17 protein-coding genes are annotated in these 18,843 nt (G+C 64.4%); 7 read left to right on the top strand and 10 right to left on the bottom strand.

Annotation, left to right across the window (positions count from 1 at the left end):
• Positions 1–23: 23 nt before the first annotated feature.
• Positions 24–470 (bottom strand): hypothetical protein, encoded by a 447-nt coding sequence (locus D106_RS0105520; protein WP_018876027.1) that lies wholly within the window; start codon positions 468–470, stop codon positions 24–26.
• Positions 471–850: 380 nt separating this feature from the next.
• Between D106_RS0105520 and D106_RS0105515 the strand changes: the two genes are divergently transcribed.
• Positions 851–1,414, top strand: coding sequence for a SprT-like domain-containing protein (locus D106_RS0105515; RefSeq protein WP_155986322.1), 564 nt, complete (start codon positions 851–853; stop codon positions 1,412–1,414).
• 76 nt (positions 1,415–1,490) lie between these two features.
• On the opposite strand, the gene D106_RS0105510 is transcribed toward D106_RS0105515, so the two are convergent.
• Positions 1,491–2,750, bottom strand: a complete 1,260-nt coding sequence (locus D106_RS0105510; RefSeq protein WP_018879463.1) for a 3-deoxy-D-manno-octulosonic acid transferase — start codon at positions 2,748–2,750, stop codon at positions 1,491–1,493.
• Positions 2,751–2,770: 20 nt separating this feature from the next.
• Between D106_RS0105510 and lpxL the strand changes: the two genes are divergently transcribed.
• A complete protein-coding gene (gene lpxL / locus D106_RS0105505; RefSeq protein WP_255349354.1) occupies positions 2,771–3,700 on the top strand; it encodes an LpxL/LpxP family Kdo(2)-lipid IV(A) lauroyl/palmitoleoyl acyltransferase in 930 nt (309 codons plus the stop codon).
• 13 nt (positions 3,701–3,713) lie between these two features.
• Here the strand turns inward: lpxL and D106_RS0105500 are convergent, their stop codons facing one another.
• The 4 genes from D106_RS0105500 to D106_RS0105485 all read right to left on the bottom strand — a co-directional run bounded on the left by D106_RS0105500 (position 3,714) and on the right by D106_RS0105485 (position 7,491).
• Positions 3,714–4,676 carry a mitochondrial fission ELM1 family protein gene (locus tag D106_RS0105500; protein WP_026280586.1) on the bottom strand — a complete coding sequence of 321 codons (963 nt, stop codon included), beginning with the start codon at positions 4,674–4,676 and terminating at the stop codon, positions 3,714–3,716.
• Between the two features lie 144 nt (positions 4,677–4,820).
• Entirely contained in the window at positions 4,821–5,903 is a 1,083-nt protein-coding gene (locus D106_RS0105495) for a glycosyltransferase (RefSeq protein WP_231372858.1), read from the bottom strand.
• Between the two features lie 71 nt (positions 5,904–5,974).
• Positions 5,975–6,646 carry a 2OG-Fe(II) oxygenase gene (locus D106_RS0105490; protein ID WP_026280585.1) on the bottom strand — a complete coding sequence of 224 codons (672 nt, stop codon included), beginning with the start codon at positions 6,644–6,646 and terminating at the stop codon, positions 5,975–5,977.
• Between the two features lie 107 nt (positions 6,647–6,753).
• Positions 6,754–7,491, bottom strand: coding sequence for a glycosyltransferase family 25 protein (locus tag D106_RS0105485; RefSeq protein ID WP_231372857.1), 738 nt, complete (start codon positions 7,489–7,491; stop codon positions 6,754–6,756).
• A 193-nt stretch (positions 7,492–7,684) separates the two neighbouring features.
• On the opposite strand from D106_RS0105485, the gene D106_RS0105480 reads away from it, so the two are divergent.
• The 3 genes from D106_RS0105480 (at position 7,685) to D106_RS0105475 (ending at position 10,606) form a co-directional block, all read left to right on the top strand.
• Complete coding sequence (locus D106_RS0105480) at positions 7,685–8,866, top strand: O-antigen ligase (RefSeq protein ID WP_231372856.1); 1,182 nt, start codon at positions 7,685–7,687, stop codon at positions 8,864–8,866.
• Complete coding sequence (locus D106_RS14665) at positions 8,867–9,988, top strand: glycosyltransferase (protein ID WP_081618651.1); 1,122 nt, start codon at positions 8,867–8,869, stop codon at positions 9,986–9,988.
• Positions 9,989–10,195: 207 nt separating this feature from the next.
• Positions 10,196–10,606: a DUF6165 family protein gene (locus D106_RS0105475; protein ID WP_018879457.1), complete on the top strand. Its 411-nt coding sequence runs from the start codon at positions 10,196–10,198 to the stop codon at positions 10,604–10,606.
• Here D106_RS0105475 and D106_RS0105470 read toward each other — a convergent pair.
• The 4 genes from D106_RS0105470 to glnE form a co-directional block, all read right to left on the bottom strand.
• Complete coding sequence (locus D106_RS0105470; RefSeq protein WP_018879456.1) at positions 10,603–11,514, bottom strand: glycosyltransferase family 9 protein; 912 nt, start codon at positions 11,512–11,514, stop codon at positions 10,603–10,605. The genes D106_RS0105475 and D106_RS0105470 overlap by 4 nt on opposite strands.
• Before the next feature lie 67 nt (positions 11,515–11,581).
• On the bottom strand, positions 11,582–11,806 hold the full coding sequence (locus tag D106_RS0105465) for a zinc-finger domain-containing protein (RefSeq protein WP_018877255.1): 225 nt from the start codon (positions 11,804–11,806) through the stop codon (positions 11,582–11,584).
• A gap of 39 nt (positions 11,807–11,845) precedes the next feature.
• Positions 11,846–12,766, bottom strand: a complete 921-nt coding sequence (locus D106_RS0105460) for a branched-chain amino acid transaminase (RefSeq protein ID WP_018865877.1) — start codon at positions 12,764–12,766, stop codon at positions 11,846–11,848.
• Positions 12,767–12,778: 12 nt separating this feature from the next.
• Positions 12,779–15,706, bottom strand: coding sequence for a bifunctional [glutamate--ammonia ligase]-adenylyl-L-tyrosine phosphorylase/[glutamate--ammonia-ligase] adenylyltransferase (gene glnE, locus D106_RS0105455; RefSeq protein ID WP_018879455.1), 2,928 nt, complete (start codon positions 15,704–15,706; stop codon positions 12,779–12,781).
• 152 nt (positions 15,707–15,858) lie between these two features.
• Between glnE and D106_RS0105450 the strand changes: the two genes are divergently transcribed.
• The gene (locus D106_RS0105450) at positions 15,859–16,896 is read left to right on the top strand and encodes a Fe(3+) ABC transporter substrate-binding protein (RefSeq protein WP_018879454.1); all 1,038 of its coding nucleotides are present in this window, start codon (positions 15,859–15,861) and stop codon (positions 16,894–16,896) included.
• Positions 16,897–17,076: 180 nt separating this feature from the next.
• Positions 17,077–18,843, top strand: coding sequence for an iron ABC transporter permease (locus D106_RS0105440; protein WP_038036949.1), 1,767 nt, complete (start codon positions 17,077–17,079; stop codon positions 18,841–18,843).

Below are 18,843 nucleotides of genomic sequence, written 5' to 3'. Positions count from 1 at the left end.
GAACGGGCGGATCTGCGGGGCGGTCAGGCCGCCTTGTAGATCCCGCGACGCGGCGAGCTCAGCCGGCCCTGGCGCTTCAGGTAGGCCAGGGTCTGGCTGATGTTCTTGGTATCCAGGCCGATCTTCTCGGCCTCGGCCTTGATCTCCTTGATACCCATCTCCGGCTTTTTCGCGACAATCTCGCACAGCTTCTGGCTGATCGACTCGCCTCCGGCGCGCCGCCCGCGACGACCACCGCCGGTGCTGGCGGCTCGGCCCACACGGCCGCCCAGTTCGCGGATCTGGCGCTCCAGCTCGTTGAGCTCCTTGCGGTGGCGCGCCAGCATCTCCTTGCGCTTTTCCATCAGCTTCTCGCGCTTCTGGCGGCGCTCGGCCTCCTTGCGCTCGGCCTCTTCCTTTTCCCGCTGGCGCGCGAGGGCGTAGAGTTCTTCGGCTGAAAGATCGGAGGCCTTCTTGTTATCCATGCTCATGCAACACTCCCGGATTCTGAAAATCGATTCAATGACAGGTCTGGGCCACAGGGGGTTCATAACCCCGCCCCATTCTCTAAAACTAGGGAAACACTGGTTAATGTACACGCTCACGTTGGCTCCCCAGGTTTTCCGAGCCAAGGCGCGGTGTGCAGCCGGTAGTGGTTCTACCGGCAAGGGCGGCAACGCAGGATTGGGGAACCTGGGGTGCCAACCCCGAAGGGGCTCGGCCGCTTTTGTGCGTGAACGGCGTTGCGGCTCCCTTGTGCAGAATGACTGCACGGCAGTCACCGCGCCTTGTTCGCACACAAAAGCGACTCGAGCGTGAGCGTGTACATTAACCAGTGTTTCCCTTGGCCACGGCAGAATAATACGAACCCATGGAACGATGCCAGAAAGATTATAAGAATGCGCAGGAAATACAAGCGTCCGCTCGCACTCTTTCTCCTGAAAAGAGAAAGCAGATATGTGACGAGGTGGCACGGCTGTATCATTTGATCGAAGGCACACCGGACAAAGACCTCCCGGCCATTCGATTTGATCTGAAAGGCCGGGCAGCCGGGCAATGGCGCCTGAGAAAGAATGCGGAAACCCTGCGCTTCAATCCGGAAGCCTTCAGCCTGGAATGGGATCAGCATTTTCCCGAAACGGTGGCGCACGAGGTGGCCCACTCGCTGGTCTACCGCGCCCACGGCATGCGAAGGGTTCGACCCCATGGCCCGGAATGGAAGGGGCTGATGCGGGCGCTGGGCTTCTCCAACCCGAATGTCACGCATGCAACGGCGCTGACCACCCGCAAGATGCGCCAGTACGACTATGTATGCGGATGCGGCCCCCAGCCCCTGAGCGCCCGCCGACACTTTCTTATTAACAAGCGTGGCTATCGGTACCAGTGCCGCCAGTGCGGCCAGTGGCTGCGACGCTCCCGCAGCAGTTGCAGCTGATACCGCGCGCACCCCCGATCAAGCACACGCATCCGGGCGCGCCGGGATCATATGAAAACCCGGCACCCCGCCGTCATCATCCCGGGAAGGAATGTCGGTTCAGATAATCCAGCAAACGCGCCGTTGCGCCCTGATTCTCTGCAATAAAAGCGGTTGCGCGCTGCCGCATGATCTCGCGTCGGGACTCATCCTCCCCCAGCCACGCAGCCATCCGCGCGACCGCCTCCTCGGCATTCCTTGAACGCCATAGCAGATCCGCGGCCTCCATGCGTTCCACCAGAAGTTCAAAATTGTCGACATGCGGCCCCATGACGACCGGACAATTCCACAATGCGGCCTCCAGCGGGTTGTGGCCGCCAACGGAGACCAGTGAACCCCCAACAAAGGCGACATCGGCCAGGCCAAAGAAACGTTTCAACTCCCCCAGCGTGTCCAGCAGCCAGTAATGCGTGGCGGCGTCCGGCACCCCTTCGCTGCGGCGAACGAAGCTTTGCCCGGAACGTTCCAGCAGGTCCGCCACTTCGGGAAACCGCTGCGGATGGCGCGGCGCCACGATCACCAGAAGTCGTGGATACTCGTCGCGCAAGGCGTTCAGCCCCGGCAGCAATTGGGCCTCTTCGTCGGCATGGGTACTGGCGAGAATCACCACCGGGCGCCCGTCAACCACCGGACGCAGAGACCGGACCTCCTGGCGATCGTCCTCCTCGATGTGGATGTCGAACTTGATATCGCCATTGACCGTCACGCGATCGGGCACGGCCCCAAGGGCGACGAAGCGCTCCCGGTCCAGCGCATTGCGACAGGCAATCCAGTCAAATCCGCTCATGGCCGGCGCGATCAGCCGCGGGAGCCGGGCATAGCGTCGGGCCGAACGTCCGGACATCCGGGCGTTCGCCAGCACGACCGGCACCGCGGCACGCCGCGCCTCCGCCAGCATGTTCGGCCAGATCTCGGTCTCCATGACCACGATGGCGCGCGGGCGCACGGCACGCAGGAATCGGCGCTGCAGCCACGGCAGGTCCAGTGGCAGGAAACGATGCATGACCTGACCGCCGAGCCGCTCCGTCAGCATGGCGGCACCGGTCGGCGTCGTGGTCGTCACCAGAATGCGCCGCGGGCCGGCGTCCAGCAGCCGGCGAATCAGGGCTTCCGCCGCCAGCACCTCGCCGACCGATACCGCATGAATCCAGATCTCGGCCGGCTCCGGCGCGCGCGCCCAGCCCATGACCTCGCCCAGCCGGACACGCACCGAAGCCCGACGGCTGCGCAAGCCGTGGCGGATCAGCAACAAGGGGGTCAGCAACGCAAGCAGCGCCGTGTAGACTACGCGGGTCATTCGCAGGGAGACTCCGATCCGTGACGGCACGGCCCGAACCATCGAGCGCGACCGAACGCCCACCCCGCGGTCCCACCACCTGGCCCATGTGGGCGGTCATCGGCCTGGCACGGCTGGTCATCCAGCTGCCCATCCGCTGGCAGCAGGCGCTCGGCCGCGGCATCGGGCGACTGTTCTACCGTTTCGGCCGCGAGCGTCGTGCGATCGCCCGCACCAACCTCGAACTGTGCTTTCCCGACCAGTCCACCGAGCAGCGCGAACAGTGGCTGCACGAGCACTTCGAGGCGGCCGGAATGGGGGTCCTCGAGATGGCCATGGCCTGGTGGGGACGCGACACGCAACTCAAGGGACATTACACAATCCACGGGCTGGAACATCTGGACAGGGCACTGGAGCAGGGCAAAGGGGCCCTGCTGGTCAGCGCCCATTTCACCACACTCGAGCTCTGCGGGCGCCTGCTGGGCCTGCACCGGGACTTTGCCGCGATGTACCGGCCCAGCGAGCGCCCGCTGATCAATTACCTGTTCAAGGTCAACCGCGACCGGCACACGGCGGGCGTGATCGCCCGCGACGACGTGAAGGGCCTGCTGCGCACCCTGCGCAACAACATGCCCGTGTGGTACGCGCCCGACCAGGCCACCAGCGGGCGCCAGACCGAACTGGTCCCGTTCTTCGGCGAACCCGCGAACACGCAAACGGCCACCCATCGCATCGCCCGGGTCAGCGGCGCCCCGGTCCTGCCCTTCTTCGGCTACCGCCGGGACGACGGCCACTACGTCGTGACCATCCACCCCCCGGTGGAAGACTTCCCTACCGAGGACGCCTACGCCGACACCCTGCGCATCAACCACATCATCGAAGAAGCCGTGATGGACGCCCCGGGCCAGTACTTCTGGACCCACAAGCGCTTCAAGAAGCGCGCGGGCATGCCCGATCCTTACGCGGGCTGAGGCTCGCGCGCGATCAGTCTTCCAGACCCAATTCGCGGCGGATATGCGCAGCCACCTTCGGCGTATCGTTGACCGGCGCGTAGGACCACTGATCGAGCGCCCCGCTAAACGGTCGGGTCACGCCTTCCGCCTCCAGGGCAGAGTGAAAGGCCTGCAGGCGACGGCCGAGCGGCCCCAGGGCCACCGTGTATACGGGGACACCGGTCGCCGCCGCCTCCGAGACCATGGACACGGAATCGGCACTGACCACGATATGGTCGGCTGTTGCCAGCATCGCCATAAAGGGGTTCTCGCCCTGCCCGTCCCAGACAAACCCGGGAACATCCGCCAGCCCCTCGACCAGTCGTCGCGTGCTGGCCGCGCCCGTCCGCCGCGAGGGCGTGACCAGCACACTTCCCCAGGAGGCTTCTGCGGCCGAACGCAGGTCACGGATCAGGGCATCTAGTCGCTCCTGCCCCAGATCACCGCGCTGCGTAGCACCCCCGATCAGCACCGCGATCCAGGGACGGGGAAACGCCGCCCAGGCGTCACCCAGCCCCCTGCGCGCAGCCTCCAGCCGCTCGGCTGTCACCCGGTGCAGGGCGCCACGCGTCGCAATCACGTTGGGGCCGGCCAACCCGTCGTGACGCGGCGGCACCACCCAGTCGAAATGGCGCGGAGAGATCTGCGGGTCCTGCACATGCACGGTCATGATGGCGCCACCACTGGCGCGCTTGAGAGCGACCGCGACCATGGCGCTCCGCCGCCCGCAAGAGATCAGCAGGCGTGGCCAGGGTGGCGCCAGGGAATCGCTATCGGCAGTCAATCCTCGCAACACGCCGGGGGCAAAGGAGCCGCGCATCCAGCGCCAGGGCGCGCGCAGCCCCACCGTCTTGTGTTCATAGGGCAGCCCAACAGCCTCGGCCAGCCCACGGACCTGACTGGTCATCCCGGCCTCGCCGGTCGTCAGAGTCCAGCAATGCGGCACGTCAGTCATAGCGTAAGGCTCTGAAGCGAATCAGGCAGCATCGATCCCTCTTTTGGCACTCATCCCTTGATCCCGCCTTCGGCTTTCCCAAGTCAGCCTCCCAACGCGGGCAAGAACCGCTATCGCCGCGCGACCCCGCAAGCCGAATACGCTTCAAGGACTCGAGAGCTCTTCGCCACCATCCTGCCCAACACTCGCAGCCGCCAGCATATCGGCGTACAGATCGACAACTCGCGGCAGCACGGCCCCCTCGAAATAGCTCTCGCGGTACCGGACCAGTGCAGACTGGGCACGTTCCCTGGAGTCAGCCGGCGACCCAGCTGCACTACGCATTGCCCGCAACAGATCTTCCATGCTGTCGACTTCACACATAAAGGCATACGGTTCACCGAGAATCTCGAGCGGCCCCTTCGTTTTCGTCGAGACGATCGGGACACCGCATGCCATAGCCTCCAGGATGGCAATGCCGAATGGCTCATCACGAGATGGCAGTACGAAGACATCCGCCTGTTCAAGAAAGCCCCTGATGTCTGTCACCCACCCCGGGAACTCGACAGACCCTTCGATACCCAGATCCAGAGCCAGCGCTTTGAGCCGTTCTGCCTCTTCGCCGTCTCCAGCCAGCACTAATCGTGCGTCGGGATATTCGGTGAGCAAACAGGTAAAGGCCCGCAAAAGCAGGTCAAACCCCTTTTTGTGTACAAAACGCCCAAAACTTGCCCAAACCTTTAGCCGAGAATCCGTCTTACCTTCTACACAATCCTTTGGTGGAAACGACGAGAAGTTCGGAATCACCCGAATGCGGTCCGGTTCGATCCCATGGCTCAGGAGGTAGTCACGCTGGCTGCAGGTGGTCACGTTGAACCAGTCGATGTGTCGGTAATACTTGAGTTTTACATAGTTGTGAAGCTTCGTGACGACAGGAAGGCCCAGCTCCCGTGCCGCATTTCCGCCCAGCCAGGCACCCCGAGCCATATGGGTATGCACCAGATCCGGCCCAAAGCGGCCGACCGCACGCCGAATCACTCGCCGGGCCAGTGGGTCCCAGGCCCCCAGAACACGAACGGGTTCGAGGGCGATAGCCGCGTGCTTCGCCAGTTCGCCATGGGCGACCGATCCGTGCCTGCAGACAGCCAGCACGGAATAGCCGCGATCGGCGAGAGCTCGGCAAAGGTCCACGTAGTAGCGTTCCGCTCCACCGAACCCCTGACTCAGCATAATCTGGGCGATCTTCATCGGCGCCCCCAACAAGACAGGCGTCGACGTAGAAGAATCGCCGCCTTGAGCCATCCAGCCTTAAAAAGCGATCAAGCTGGTACACTCCGCTGAACGGGAGTATCCGGCGAAGCCAGTTCGTGGCGGTTGCGCCACTCTGCGGTCACGTAGTTGATGATCAGAGAGCGGCGCACGCCTTTCAGGGGACGAAGGTGGTAGCCGTGCCAGGTGTTGTCCGCCGGCACGAATACCAATGCACTGTTGTACGTGCCGGGCGCCGTCTCGTAGTGCGTGTCCGCGTCCACATAAACGTCCGTGCCCCAGGCCTCGTAACCGGGGTCGGTGGACAGGTACAGCAGCATGGTGAATTTCTTTACACCCAGGTCCGTGTGCGGTGCCAGCCAGAAACCCTCGGTATCCAGACAGTGCTCGATGCGCAGGTAATTGCCGCTCACGTCCACACCGCACACATCAAAGATCGCATCCAGCACTTGCGGACTCTCGAAGGCCGCCGCAACGCTCTCGCAGACCTCGAAGGCCTTCCGATTCTCGGCGTCGAAGAAGCGCCGAGAACTGTTGTGCGTCTCGCGCTTGCCCTCGGTATCGCCGATCGCCGGCGGCTTGAACGGCAGTGCCTCAACTGCACGCGCCGCCGCCTCGGGCAGCACCGCCTGCGGATACCACCGCCGATACGGATACACCTCGGACGGGGCCCCGCGCAACGAAGCCTCGACCTGTTGTGCCACTGCAACGGCTGTACCCATCAACGACCGCCTTGTTTAACGACAATCTCTAAACGAGCCACAATAACAGCCCCATCGTACTGAAAACCAATCGGCCACCTACCAAACAGTGCGTCGCGAACAAGGCCTCAAGGCCGGTAGGCCGGAAGCACGTGAACTTTCCATCGACTTACTAGCCAGGCGTGGATTCGTTTACCCAGGGAGTCGGTCAAGCGATCTACTCCACGCACCAACCCGGCAAGCCCCGGCGGCCCCGAAGAGCGCGGTACACGACCGGCCATCATCGACTCACCACCGTCCTCCCATACCAGAGCGGGGAACACCTGAAGGATGCACATACGCTGTCTCCAAGCCTTCGACAACAAGGTATCGTATGGTCTCGAAAAAGCAGCACCCCAGGAGTCCAGAACCTTTCTGGCGCCAAGCCGCGAGTAAACGAAGCCCGTCGCACCAAAGCCCGGGCGCAGGGACACGAAGACATCCATACCCTCAACGCGCGCGACCACCGGTCCCTTCACAGCACTTGGGCGGTTCTCCAGCTTGATCAGGTCCCAGCCACTGATGCTGCTTTCCAGCATTCGAACCTGATCGATGAAATTCGGCGATACCTCGGCATCATCTTCCAGAATCACGCACGACGCTTCGCCTGTTTCCAGAAACAACTTCAGAGCCTGAAAATGGCTGAGGGCGCAGCCGATTTCGGATGCCTGAAGCGGCTGATGGAATCGACTCGTCCGGTAACCCCGCTGGCGAGCCTCGGAGTCGGACAAGCATCGCCCGTCGACCGCACGAACAAACTCCGGCACGACGCCGCAGTTCCCGAGCCTTCGCTTGACCGCCGCACGACGCTCAACGGCGCGGTCCATGCTGATAACGAAAACCCTCACGTCATCCTGACCCTGCGGACTCAGACTCTATTTCGGCCTAGCGAATCGTCTAGAATACACAAGCTGCTATTGCCGAGGCCGCTTTGTGCCCCTTCCTCGCTTTTCCGAAACGCTCCGCCTCGGAGCCGATTCGCTGAGAAAACAGCCTCTTTGCTTCGCGAACTCTTTGCTCGTGTTCGCCATCCTGGCAGGGATCATCACCTACGAACATGGCCCATTTACGGGATCGCTTCTGCTCTTGGCACTAGCGACCCTATACCCCCTCGCCAAAGAGTTCCCCGAAGCCTTCAAGCTACACTGGCCCTGGATACTCGGCCTGATCGCATATGGAGGCTCCAGCATCGCCCTCGGGCTATTGCACGGCACACCGATTGACGAATTCGGCAAGCCTCTGCGTTTTATTCTCGGAATTCTCGTATTCCTCCACTTGGCCCGCACCGGGTTCAGCACCACCGCGTTCTGGTGGGGGGCCGGCTTAGGAGCAGCGATCGCGGGCGCCCTGGCCATTCACGAGGTCGCCATAGAAGGCGCGGAACGGGCCTCACTCGGATTCAACCCGGTGCCATTCGGCATACTACTAAGCACGCTTGGCACCCTCGCACTGTATCGCGCCTCTACGCACCCCCGGCTACCGGGAGTCATGGTCTTTTTCATGTTTTCCGGCCTCGCCTACGCCGGGACCATAGCCTCCGGTACTCGAGGAGCTTGGCTGATCTGGATTGTGGGGGCAACGCTGATCGTCCTATTCCGGCTGCGCCATTCGCCCATGCTCACTTCGCAAAAGTGGCTCCTACTAGCTGCCGTACTTGTCGGTGCTGCTGGGTTAACCTGGTCAACCGGTCATGACCGCATCGACCACTCGCTGAAAGAAACCCGGAACCTCCAGTCCGGAGAACTCGCATCCAGCCTGGGCACACGCTTACAGCAGTGGCATATCGGGGCCGAGCTGGGGATGCGCAACCCGCTAACAGGCCTTGGAACAGACCGAACCGAAATCCATCACGCCGCCAAGGAAACGCTCGACGCGCATGGCTACGAATCCCGGGTCATCACCGAGTTTACTCACTTCCACAACCAGTACATCGAAAATTTCGTGACATTCGGCTTACCTGGCCTGATCGCATGGCTGGCCTTGCTAGCCGCATTGGTCTACAAGACTTCTCCGTCTGCCCGAGAGCCAGCGACCCTATTGCTTAGCGCATTCGCAATCGGCTCCCTGTTCGAATCGACGATGGAGGCTGGCCGACTGATCTTCATGATCATACTGGTGGGCAGTATGGTGCGCTTGCTGCACGACCCGCTACGCGAGAAAGAGTCGACACGTACCAACGGTCAACTCAGGCCCAAGACATAGATGATACGCGTACTGCAAATGGTCCCCGCGCTGGAATCGGGCGGAGTTGAACGCGGAACCCTGGAGATCGGGCAATCCTTGGTCGCCGCCGGCCATCGCTCCCTGGTGATGTCTGCGGGCGGACGGATGGTGCCAGAGCTCGAGGCGCAAGGGAGCGAACACTTTGCCTGGCCCATCGGGAAGAAGTCGCCCTGGACATTTCGCCTGGTTCGACCACTACGCCAGTTCCTCCGCGAACAGCGGGTAGACGTAATCGACGTTCGATCGCGTATGCCGGCCTGGATAGCCTGGAAGGCTTGGTCAGGCCTGCTCCCCAGCGAACGACCGCGACTGGTCACTTCGGTACACGGTTTCAACTCGGTCAACCGTTACAGTGCGATCCTCACGCGTGGTGAGCGGGTAGTCACGGTATCCGAAAGCCTCCGCTCGTTTCTACTGAACCAATACGCGAATCTTGACCCCCGGCGCATCGAGGTAATCCATCGCGGAATTGATACCGGCGAATACTACCCCGGGTTTCGGCCCTCATCGGACTGGATGGCCCTGTGGGAGAAAACGTTCCCCCAGCTTCAGGGACGCTACACGATCGTACTGCCGGGACGCATCACTCGACTAAAAGGACACTTCGACGCGCTGGACATTCTGCAGGGCCTGCAAGATCGGTACATCCCTGCGCACCTACTGTTCGTCGGTGGTACCGACCCGCGCAAAGAAGGCTACCGCAGAGAACTGCAAACCAGAATTTCAGCGAAGAGGCTAACCCCCCATGTGACCTTCACGGGGCCACGAAGCGACCTCCGCGAAATCCTGGCCGTCTCAGATGCCGTTTTATCCATCTCCACACAACCGGAGTCCTTTGGCCGCACCACCCTTGAGGCCCTGAGTCTCGGGCGCCCCGTGCTCGGATACAATCATGGCGGCGTAGGCGAGCAGCTAGGCGAGCTATTCCCAGAAGGAAGAATACCGGCAGGAGGAATCCAACATGCTGCTGAAAGACTCGCCCAATGGGCGGCAGGGAATGCTCCAGCCCCGTATTGGCCTCATGCGTGGACTCTGGAGACAATGTGCCAGCGCACAATTGATGTGTACGAAAGACTATCTGGAGGGTTACTCCCTCGTTAAACCTTGGCGCCGCCCCGGAAGTGGGCCCTAATCGAACGTTGAACTGGTGAGAACCACCAGCCGGGTACCTCGTTCATGCTCACAAGCATGTTCGAGTGTATAGCCCGATGCGACTTATGGACTTGTAATAGTCGCACCACAGTATCCAGAACCCACCCCAACAACCACACCCTGCGGCAAACAAGCCAAGGGCGAGGAGTCCGATTCATGGAAACCAAGATCCCCGGCACCATCACTGTCGAGGTCGGTGCCGGCGAGCTGCTGGACAAGATCACGATCCTGAAGATCAAGAACGAGCGCATCAGCGACACTGAGAAGCTCCGGAACATTCGCCATGAGCTGAATGTACTTCAGGAAACGTGGATTCAGGCCGGTCTGGACAGCCCCGAGGTTGAAGGTCTGGAGCGGGACCTGCGCGAAGTGAACTCGAAGCTCTGGGAGATCGAGGACGAGATCCGCGAGTGCGAAGCGGAGAAGGAGTTCGGCGCGCGTTTCGTGGAATTGGCGCGTTCGGTCTATATCACCAATGACGAGCGCGCCCGCATCAAAAAGGCCGTCAACACACTGTGCAACTCGGCGATCGTCGAGGAAAAGTCGTATTCAGACTACAAGAACTAGCCAGGCCGAAGATCCGCAATCACCTCCCGCAACACAGTCTCCACCGGGAGATCCTTCAGATCGTCCGCCTCGATCGCCCGAAATTCGGCGCGGGACAGCCCGGTTCGAACGGGCGAGGCATGCGGCCCGAACAGGGCCAGTCCCGGCTTGCCGAGGCAGGCCGCAACATGCGTCGGCCCCGTGTCGTTTCCGACCACGTATGAGGCGCCCCGGATCGCCCCCGCTAACCCGAACCAGTCGAGCACCTCGTCATGGGCGCCAAACAGGGGCGTCGCAGGGATTGCCCGACAGAGCTCGATCTCGTCGGGCCCCGGGACGGTGACCACTTGATACTCCGTCTGGTTAGCGATTGCTGAAGTAAGGGCCGCGTAATGGGGCCAGCGCTTCTCGGGGTGACGGGCCGAGGACCCCGGAATCAAGACGATGTACTTTCCGGTCACACCGCGGGCCTGAAGGATGGGCGCGACATCCTCCGCCATCCATCCCACATCAGGATCCAGGGTGTGCGTGGTTTCCAGTCCGGCAGCCGCCAACTGCCTCTGGAATGCCGAAAGGGGGGACTCCTCGCCTCGCCTGCGCTCGCCACAGATCCAGGTCGGTTGCCTCAGGATACGGCGCCGATAGAACGATGTTCGGCTCGAATTCTGCAGATCGTAGACACGATCGAACCGTTCGGACCGAAGCACCCGCGCCAGACGCCACCAGAGTACTAGCTTCCAAGCCTTCGGACGTGTCTCCGTCAGGACGCGATCCACATGCGGGCAACGCTCGAAGATCGACCGGTATGGGGGCGTTGTAAGAATCACCAGTTCATCATCCGGGTGGTGCCGGCGGATATCGCGTAACGCACCATCCGTTTGCACGACATCGCCGAAAGCGCCGTGCTTGATTACCAGAATCTTGCCCATCCCGCTCCCTCGTGGAAGGCGGCGGCTTCTCGCTAGGCGGCCACCTTCGGCGTCGCCGAAGCCAGGTTCAGCCGTCGTCCTTCAGGATGAACTGGGTGCCGCAGTAGGGGCACTGGTAGCGGCCATCCGGGGTCTCGTCGATCGGGAGGAAGACGCGCGGGTGCGAGGCCCACAGGGCCATCTTGGGCGTAGGGCAGTGCAGCGGCAGGTCCTTGCGCGTGACCGTGATCTCGGTCTGGGCGTTCGGCGTCTGGTACTGGTCCTGATGGTGGGCGGTATCGGGATTCACCATGATTCTTCTCGCATCCGGTTGACGGAAAATTCGGGCACCTCAGACGAAGGTCAGCCAGCCCTCGTGGCGGCTGTCGCGCCCCTGCACCACGTCGAAGTAGCGTGACTGCAGGCGCTCGGTAATCGGGCCGCGGGTGCCGGTGCCGATCGGGCGATCGTCGACCTCGCGGATCGGGGTCACCTCGGCGGCGGTGCCGGTGAAGAAGGCCTCGTCGGCAATGTACACCTCGTCGCGGGTGATGCGCTTCTCAATGACCTCCAGCCCCTCCTCACGCGCCAGCTCGATCACCGTGCGGCGGGTGATGCCGTCCAGCGCGGAGGTCAGGTCCGGGGTAAACAGCACGCCGTCGTGCACGATGAAGATGTTCTCGCCACTGCCCTCGGCCACGAAGCCCTCGGTATCCAGCAGCATGGCCTCGTCGTAGCCGCAGCGGGTGGCCTCCTGCAGGGCCATCATGGAGTTCATGTAGTTGCCGTTGGCCTTGGCCTTGCACATGGTCACGTTCACGTGGTGGCGGCTGTAGGAAGAGGTGCGGATGCGGATTCCCTTCTCGATCCCCTCGTCGCCCAGGTAGCTGCCCCAGTGCCAGGCCGCGACCATCGCGTGCACCAGCAGGTTGTCGGCGCGCAGCCCCATGCCCTCGGAGCCGAGAAAACACATCGGCCGCAGGTAGGCGCTTTCCAGCCCGTTGTCGCGCACGGACGCGATCTGCGCCTCGTTCAGCGCCTCGGCGGTGTAGGGGATGGTCATCCCGACGATCTTGGCCGAGTTGAACAGCCGTCGGGTGTGATCCTGCAGCCGGAAGATCGCCGGGCCCCGCGCGGTCTTGTAGGCGCGCACGCCCTCGAACACCCCCATGCCGTAGTGCAGGGTGTGGGTCAGTACGTGGGTCTGCGCCTCGCGCCAGGGCACCATCTGCCCGTCCAGCCAGATCACCCCGTCGCGGTCGGCCATCGACATTATCTTGTTCCTCTATGCGTTCTGGTTCGCGGCCGCTTGCGGCTCGCCGAACAGGTCATTCCAGGCTTCGATCACGCGATCGCGCACCGCGCACAGCGCGTCGTCGGGCGCCTCGACTCGGGCATCCGACCCCGCCAGCGTGAGGCGGTGGATGCGATTGCGCAGATCCCGGTAGGCATCCGCCAGCGCCTCGCTCAGGCTCGCGTCGATCACACCCTCGCGCCCGAGCGCCTCCAGCGTGCGGATCTTGTCCGGCCAGTCGCAGACGGCGGGGTGCTCGTGCGCGGATACCAAAACCCAGTATTGAACCATGAATTCAATATCAGTGATACCGCCACGGTCGCGCTTGAGATGGAAGCCCTGGCCCTTCTTCGAGGCGTGTTCCGCCAGCATGCGATCGCGCATCTCGACGACCTCGGCCCGCAGCGCCCCGGCGTCGCGCTCGCGGGTCAGGACCTCGCGGCGCAGGGCGTGAAAGCGCTCGCCCAGCTCGGCATCCCCGGTCACGAAGCGGGCCCGCACCAGCGCCTGGTGTTCCCAGGTCCAGGCGGACTCGTCCTGGTAGCGCCGGAACGCCTGCAGGCCGCTGACCAGCAACCCCGCCGTGCCACTGGGCCGCAGCCGGGTATCCACCTCGTACAGGCGGCCCGCCGGGGTAAAGGCCCCCAGCAGGTGCACCACCCGCTGGGCCACCCGCGCGAAGAACTCGGTGTTGTCGATCACCTTCGGGCCCGCCGTCTGCGCTTCGTCCCCTTCACTGTCGTGCAGGAACACCACGTCCAGATCCGAACCATAGCCCAGCTCGAAGCCGCCCAGCTTGCCGTAGCCGATCACCGCGAAGCGCGCCACCCGCCGCGCGTCCGACGCCCCGCACTGCGGCTCGCCGTGGCGCTCGACCATCTTCTCCCACGCCAGTTGCAGCACCCGCTCCAGCAGGACCTCGGCAAGCCAGGTCAGGTGATCGGAGACCTTCATCAGCGGCAGGAAGCCCATGATATCGGCGGCCGCCACGCGCAGCGTCTGCACCTGCTTGAACTGCCGCAGGCGGTCCAGCATCTGTTCGTGGTCCTGCTCGGGAAACTGCGCCAGTTCAGCCTCCAGCTCCTGGCGCAGCCCGTCGCGATCCGGCGGTGCGTAGAGCGCACGCGGGTCCAGCAGCTCGTCCAGCAGCACCGGATGCCGGGTCAGCTGTTCGTTGATCCACGGGCTGGCGGCCACCAGCTTCACCAACTGGGACAGCGCCAGCGGGTTTTCCACCAGCAGCGACAGGTAGACCGAACGCCGGGCAATGGTGCGCACCATCTGCAGGGCCCGGGGCAGCACCGCATCCGGGGCCTCCATCTCCGCGATGGCCCCGATCAGCAGCGGCATCAGGCGGTCCAGCCGCTGGCGCCCGGTCACGCTCATCGCACGCACGCCCGGGCTCTCGCGTAGATCGGCGATGCCGCGCAGGGCCTCGTCCGCATGCTGGAAGTCCATCGCCTCCAGTACCGCGCGGGCGTCATCCTCCGGGAGCGCGCCCTGCCAGAGACGATTCAGCTGCTGCTCGCGATCCGCCTCCGGCGAGGCCTCCATGGCCGCCCCGTCCGCGCGCTGCGGGGCGCTGAAGACCTGCTCGAAGTGGGCATGCACCCGCCGCTGCTCGCGCAGCAGCGCCATCTCGAACGCGGCCTCGTCGTCGAAACCCAGCGACAGCGCCAGGCGGTGGCGGTCATCCCCGTTGGAGGGCAGGCGGTGCGTCTGCTGATCATTCAGCATCTGCAGGCGATTCTCCACGCGGCGCAGGAAGCGATAGGAACGCTCCAGCTGCTCGACCGCGTAGGCCGGCAGGAGCTCGCGCTCGCGCAGCACCCCCATCACGCCCAGCAGGTCGCGACGCTGCAGCGCCTGGTCGCGTCCGCCCCGGATCAGCTGGAACGACTGCGCGATGAACTCGACCTCACGGATCCCGCCCTCGCCGTGCTTCACGTCCTCGAACCGGCCGCGCCGCGCCGACTCGTCGTTGATCATCTGCTTCAGCTCGCGCAGGTTGGCGAGGGTGCCGTAGTCCAGGTAACGCCGATAGATGAACGGGCGCAGCCGCCGCATCAGCCGCGCGCCGGCCTCGGGGTCGCCCGCCAGCGGGCTGGCCTTGATCAGGGCGTAGCGCTCCCACTCGCGCCCGTGTGCCTGGTAGTAGTCCTCCATGGCGTCGAAGTGCATCACCAGCGGGCCGGAATCGCCGAAGGGACGCAGGCGCATGTCCACGCGATAGCAGAAGCCATCCGCGGTCACATCCGACAGCACCGCGATCAACTGCCGCCCCAGGCGCTGGAAAAACGCCTGGTTCTCGATCACCCGTTCGCCATCGGTCTCGCCCGCCTCCTCGAAGGCGAAGATCAGATCGATGTCGGAGGAGAAATTGAGCTCGCCGCCCCCCAGCTTGCCCAGCCCCAGGACCACCATGGACTGGGCCTCGCCCGCCGGTCCGCGGGGCTGGCCGTAACGCTCCTGCAAGTGCCGGTCCAGCCACTGCAGCCCGCCCTCGATCAGGGATCGGGCCAGCCGGCTCAGGTCGTGCATCACCTCGTCGAGGTCTGCCTGGCCCGACAGATCGCGCCAGGCCACGCGGATCATCTCGCGATGCCGGGTCTCGCGCAGCACATGCCGCAGCGCGGCCTCGTCGGCGGCACCCTCCAGTCGCGCCTGGAGGGTGCGTTCGAAAGCGGCATCGTCACAGGCCGCCACCCGGCCCTCCGGGTCCAGGGCCTCGAGCAGGTATTCCGGGTGCTGGCGCACCGTCTGCGCCAGGTAATGGCTGAAGGCCAGCGCCACGGGCGTCGCCGCGAGGAAGGTATCCGGCCAGGCGCATTTCTCATCCAGCTCGGCCAGCAGGTCGCGAACCTCCTGCTGCAACGACGCGGGCAGGGACGCGGGGGATTCGGGCAGAGGCTTGTCCATGTGCCAAGCCTATCAGCGTTGCACCCGATTGGGTGCCCGGCCCAGCGCGCCGCCGACCCAATGGGTATTGACACGGGATGAGAACACAAATAACAATCGTTCTCGTCTATCGAGTACCAACACCTGACCATTCTTCAATGAGGAACCGCACCATGATGCTTCGTCCACTTGCCTGGCTGATCGGCACCGCCGCGGCCATCGCCGTCAGCATGCCGCTGGTCGGCTGCAGCCCCGCCGATCAGGACGAGGTCAACCTCTATTCGGCGCGCCAGGAAAACCTGATCAAGCCGCTGCTCGACGACTTCACCGATCAGACCGGCATTCAGGTCAACCTGGTGACCGGCGGTGCGGACAGCCTGCTCCAGCGCCTGCGCCACGAGGGCCGCAACTCCCCGGCCGATGTCTTCATCACCGTGGATGCGGCGCGCCTGCATCAGGCCCGCGAGGCCGGCGTGCTGCAGGGAATCGAGTCCGAGGTGCTGCACGAGAACATCCCCGAACGTTATCGCGACCCCGACGGGCTGTGGTTCGGCCTGTCCTCGCGGGCCCGCCCGATCCTTTATCACAAGGATCGCGTCGACCCCTCCGAGCTGTCGACCTACGAGGCCCTGACCGATAGCCAATGGGAAGGCCGCATCTGCATCCGTTCCTCCAGCAACGTCTACAACCAGTCGCTGGTGGCCGCGATGATCGCGACCGAGGGCACCGACGCCGCCCAGGAGTGGGCCAACGGAATCGTCGCCAACATGGCGCGCCAGCCGCAGGGCGGGGATCGCGACCAGATCCGCGCGGTGGCCGACGGGGTCTGCGACATCGCGATCGCCAACACCTACTACCTGGGCCTGATGCTGGACGGCGAAGGGCGTGACCGCGAAGTCGCCGAACAGATCGGCGTCTTCTGGCCCAACCAGGACGGCCGCGGCACGCACGTCAACATCAGCGGCGCCGGTGTCACCGCGCACGCCCCGAACCAGGACAACGCGATCCGCCTGCTGGAGTTCCTCTCCGCCACCGAGGCCCAGGAGTGGTACGCCGAGGTCAACCAGGAGTACCCGATCCGCGACGACGTCCCGGCGAGCGAGATCCTTCAGGGATTCGGCGACTTCAAGGCCGACGACATCGAGCTCTACCGGCTGGGCAACCACAACGCCGAGGCCGTGCGCGTGATGGATCGGGCCCGCTGGCGCTGAGCCTGAACCATCACACCATGCACCCCACTCGCCCCCGGCCCTCCGGGGGCGTTTTGTTTGCACTCCGGAAGACATCGGAGATTCGGATGCAAAGAAGCCGCCATCGCGCCGGCGTCAATCCGCCAGTCCTGAAGCGGCCATAGTGGTATTCGAAACAAGAACCTTTACTATTCGCACTCCATGAGCGCACAGACGACCAGCACGGCCGCCCCAGCGGCACCCCACGCGACCCGCCGGCGCCTGCCGTCGAGTCCGTGGACGGCGATCGCCCTCGTCGTGGCGCTGACCCTCGCCCTGCCGATCCTGGTCATCTTCGGGCACGTATTCATCCCCGCCGGGGAGGTCTGGACCCATCTGCGCGAGACCGTCCTCGCGGATTACGTGTTCAATTCCCTGGCGCTGCTGATCGGGGTTGGTATCGGGGTCCTGCTGATCGGGGTGCCGGTGGCCTGGCTGGTCAGCGTCTGCGACTTCCCCGGGCGCGGCATCTTCCAGTGGGCGCTGATGCTGCCGCTGGCCATGCCGGCCTACATCATTGCCTATACCTACACCGGCATGCTGGATTTCAGCGGCCCGGTACAGGTGCTGATCCGCGACCTGACCGGCCTGGGCTACGGCGAATACTGGTTCCCCGAGATCCGCTCGCTCGGCGGCGCCATGGCCATGCTCACACTGGTGCTGTACCCCTATGTCTACCTGCTCAGCCGGGCCGCCTTCCTGGAACAGTCGGTGTGCGTTCTGGAGGTCTCCCGCACCCTGGGCGCCGGCCCGTTCGGCGGTTTTCGCCGGGTCGCCCTGCCGCTCGCGCGCCCGGCCATCATCGCCGGACTGACCCTCGCCCTGATGGAGGTCCTGGCCGACTACGGCACGGTCGCCTACTTCGGCGTCAGCACCTTCACCACCGGGATCTTCCGCACCTGGTACGGCCTGGGCGACCCGGCCGCCGCCGCCCAGCTGTCGGCCGTACTGCTGACCTTCGTCTTCGTGCTGATCGTGCTGGAACGCTGGTCCCGGGCCCGGGCGCGCTTCCATCACACCAGCCGCCGCTACTCCACCCTTCCGCGCTATCAACTGCGCGGCTGGAAGGGCGCCGCGGCCTTCGTCGGCTGCCTGCTGCCGGTGCTGCTGGGCTTCCTGCTGCCGGCCCTCCAGCTCGGCCTGTGGACCATGCAGACCACCGACCACTGGATGAACCCGGCCTTCGGGCGCCTGGTCTTCAACAGCTTCTGGCTGGCGATCGCGGCTGCCGTGATCGCCGTCGCCCTGGCCCTGCTCCTTGCCTATGCCCGGCGCATGGAAGGCGGGCGTTTCACGAACGCCGCCGTGCGCGTCGCCGGGATGGGCTATGCGGTGCCCGGCATCGTGATCGCGATCGGGGTGATGATCCCGTTCGCCGCGTTCGACAATGCCCTGGACGGCTTCATGCGCGACACCTTCGGGCTGTCCACCGGGTTGCTGCTGTCGGGTACCGTCTTCGCCCTGCTGTTCGCCTATACCGTGCGCTTTCTGGCGGTCTCGCTGCAGACGGTCGAGGCGGGGCTGGGCAAGATCCAGCCGAGCATGGATGACGCCGCCCGCTCGCTCGGGATGCGCCCCCTGCAGACCCTGACGCGGGTGCACCTGCCGATCATGCGCGGCACCCTGCTGACCGCGCTGCTGCTGGTGTTCGTCGACGTGCTCAAGGAGCTGCCCGCCACGCTGATCCTGCGCCCGTTCGACTTCAACACCCTCGCGGTGCGCGCCTTCGAGCTGGCCGGCGACGAACGCCTGGCCGAATCCTCCTCCGCCGCACTGGCGATCGTGCTGGTGGGCCTGGTTCCCGTTATCCTGCTGTCCGTGACCATCGGCCGCTCGCGCCCCGGCCAGCAGGGCCCGACCCGCGCGGCGGACGAAGAACCGCCGCAGAAACCCCTCGCCATGCCCGCAGGCACGACGAACTCCCCATGA

The organism is Thioalkalivibrio sp. ALE9 (genome assembly GCF_000377445.1).
Taxonomy (GTDB): domain Bacteria; phylum Pseudomonadota; class Gammaproteobacteria; order Ectothiorhodospirales; family Ectothiorhodospiraceae; genus Thioalkalivibrio.
The sequence above is the reverse complement of the archived record's forward strand: the minus strand, read 5'-3'. Positions and strand labels throughout refer to the sequence as shown.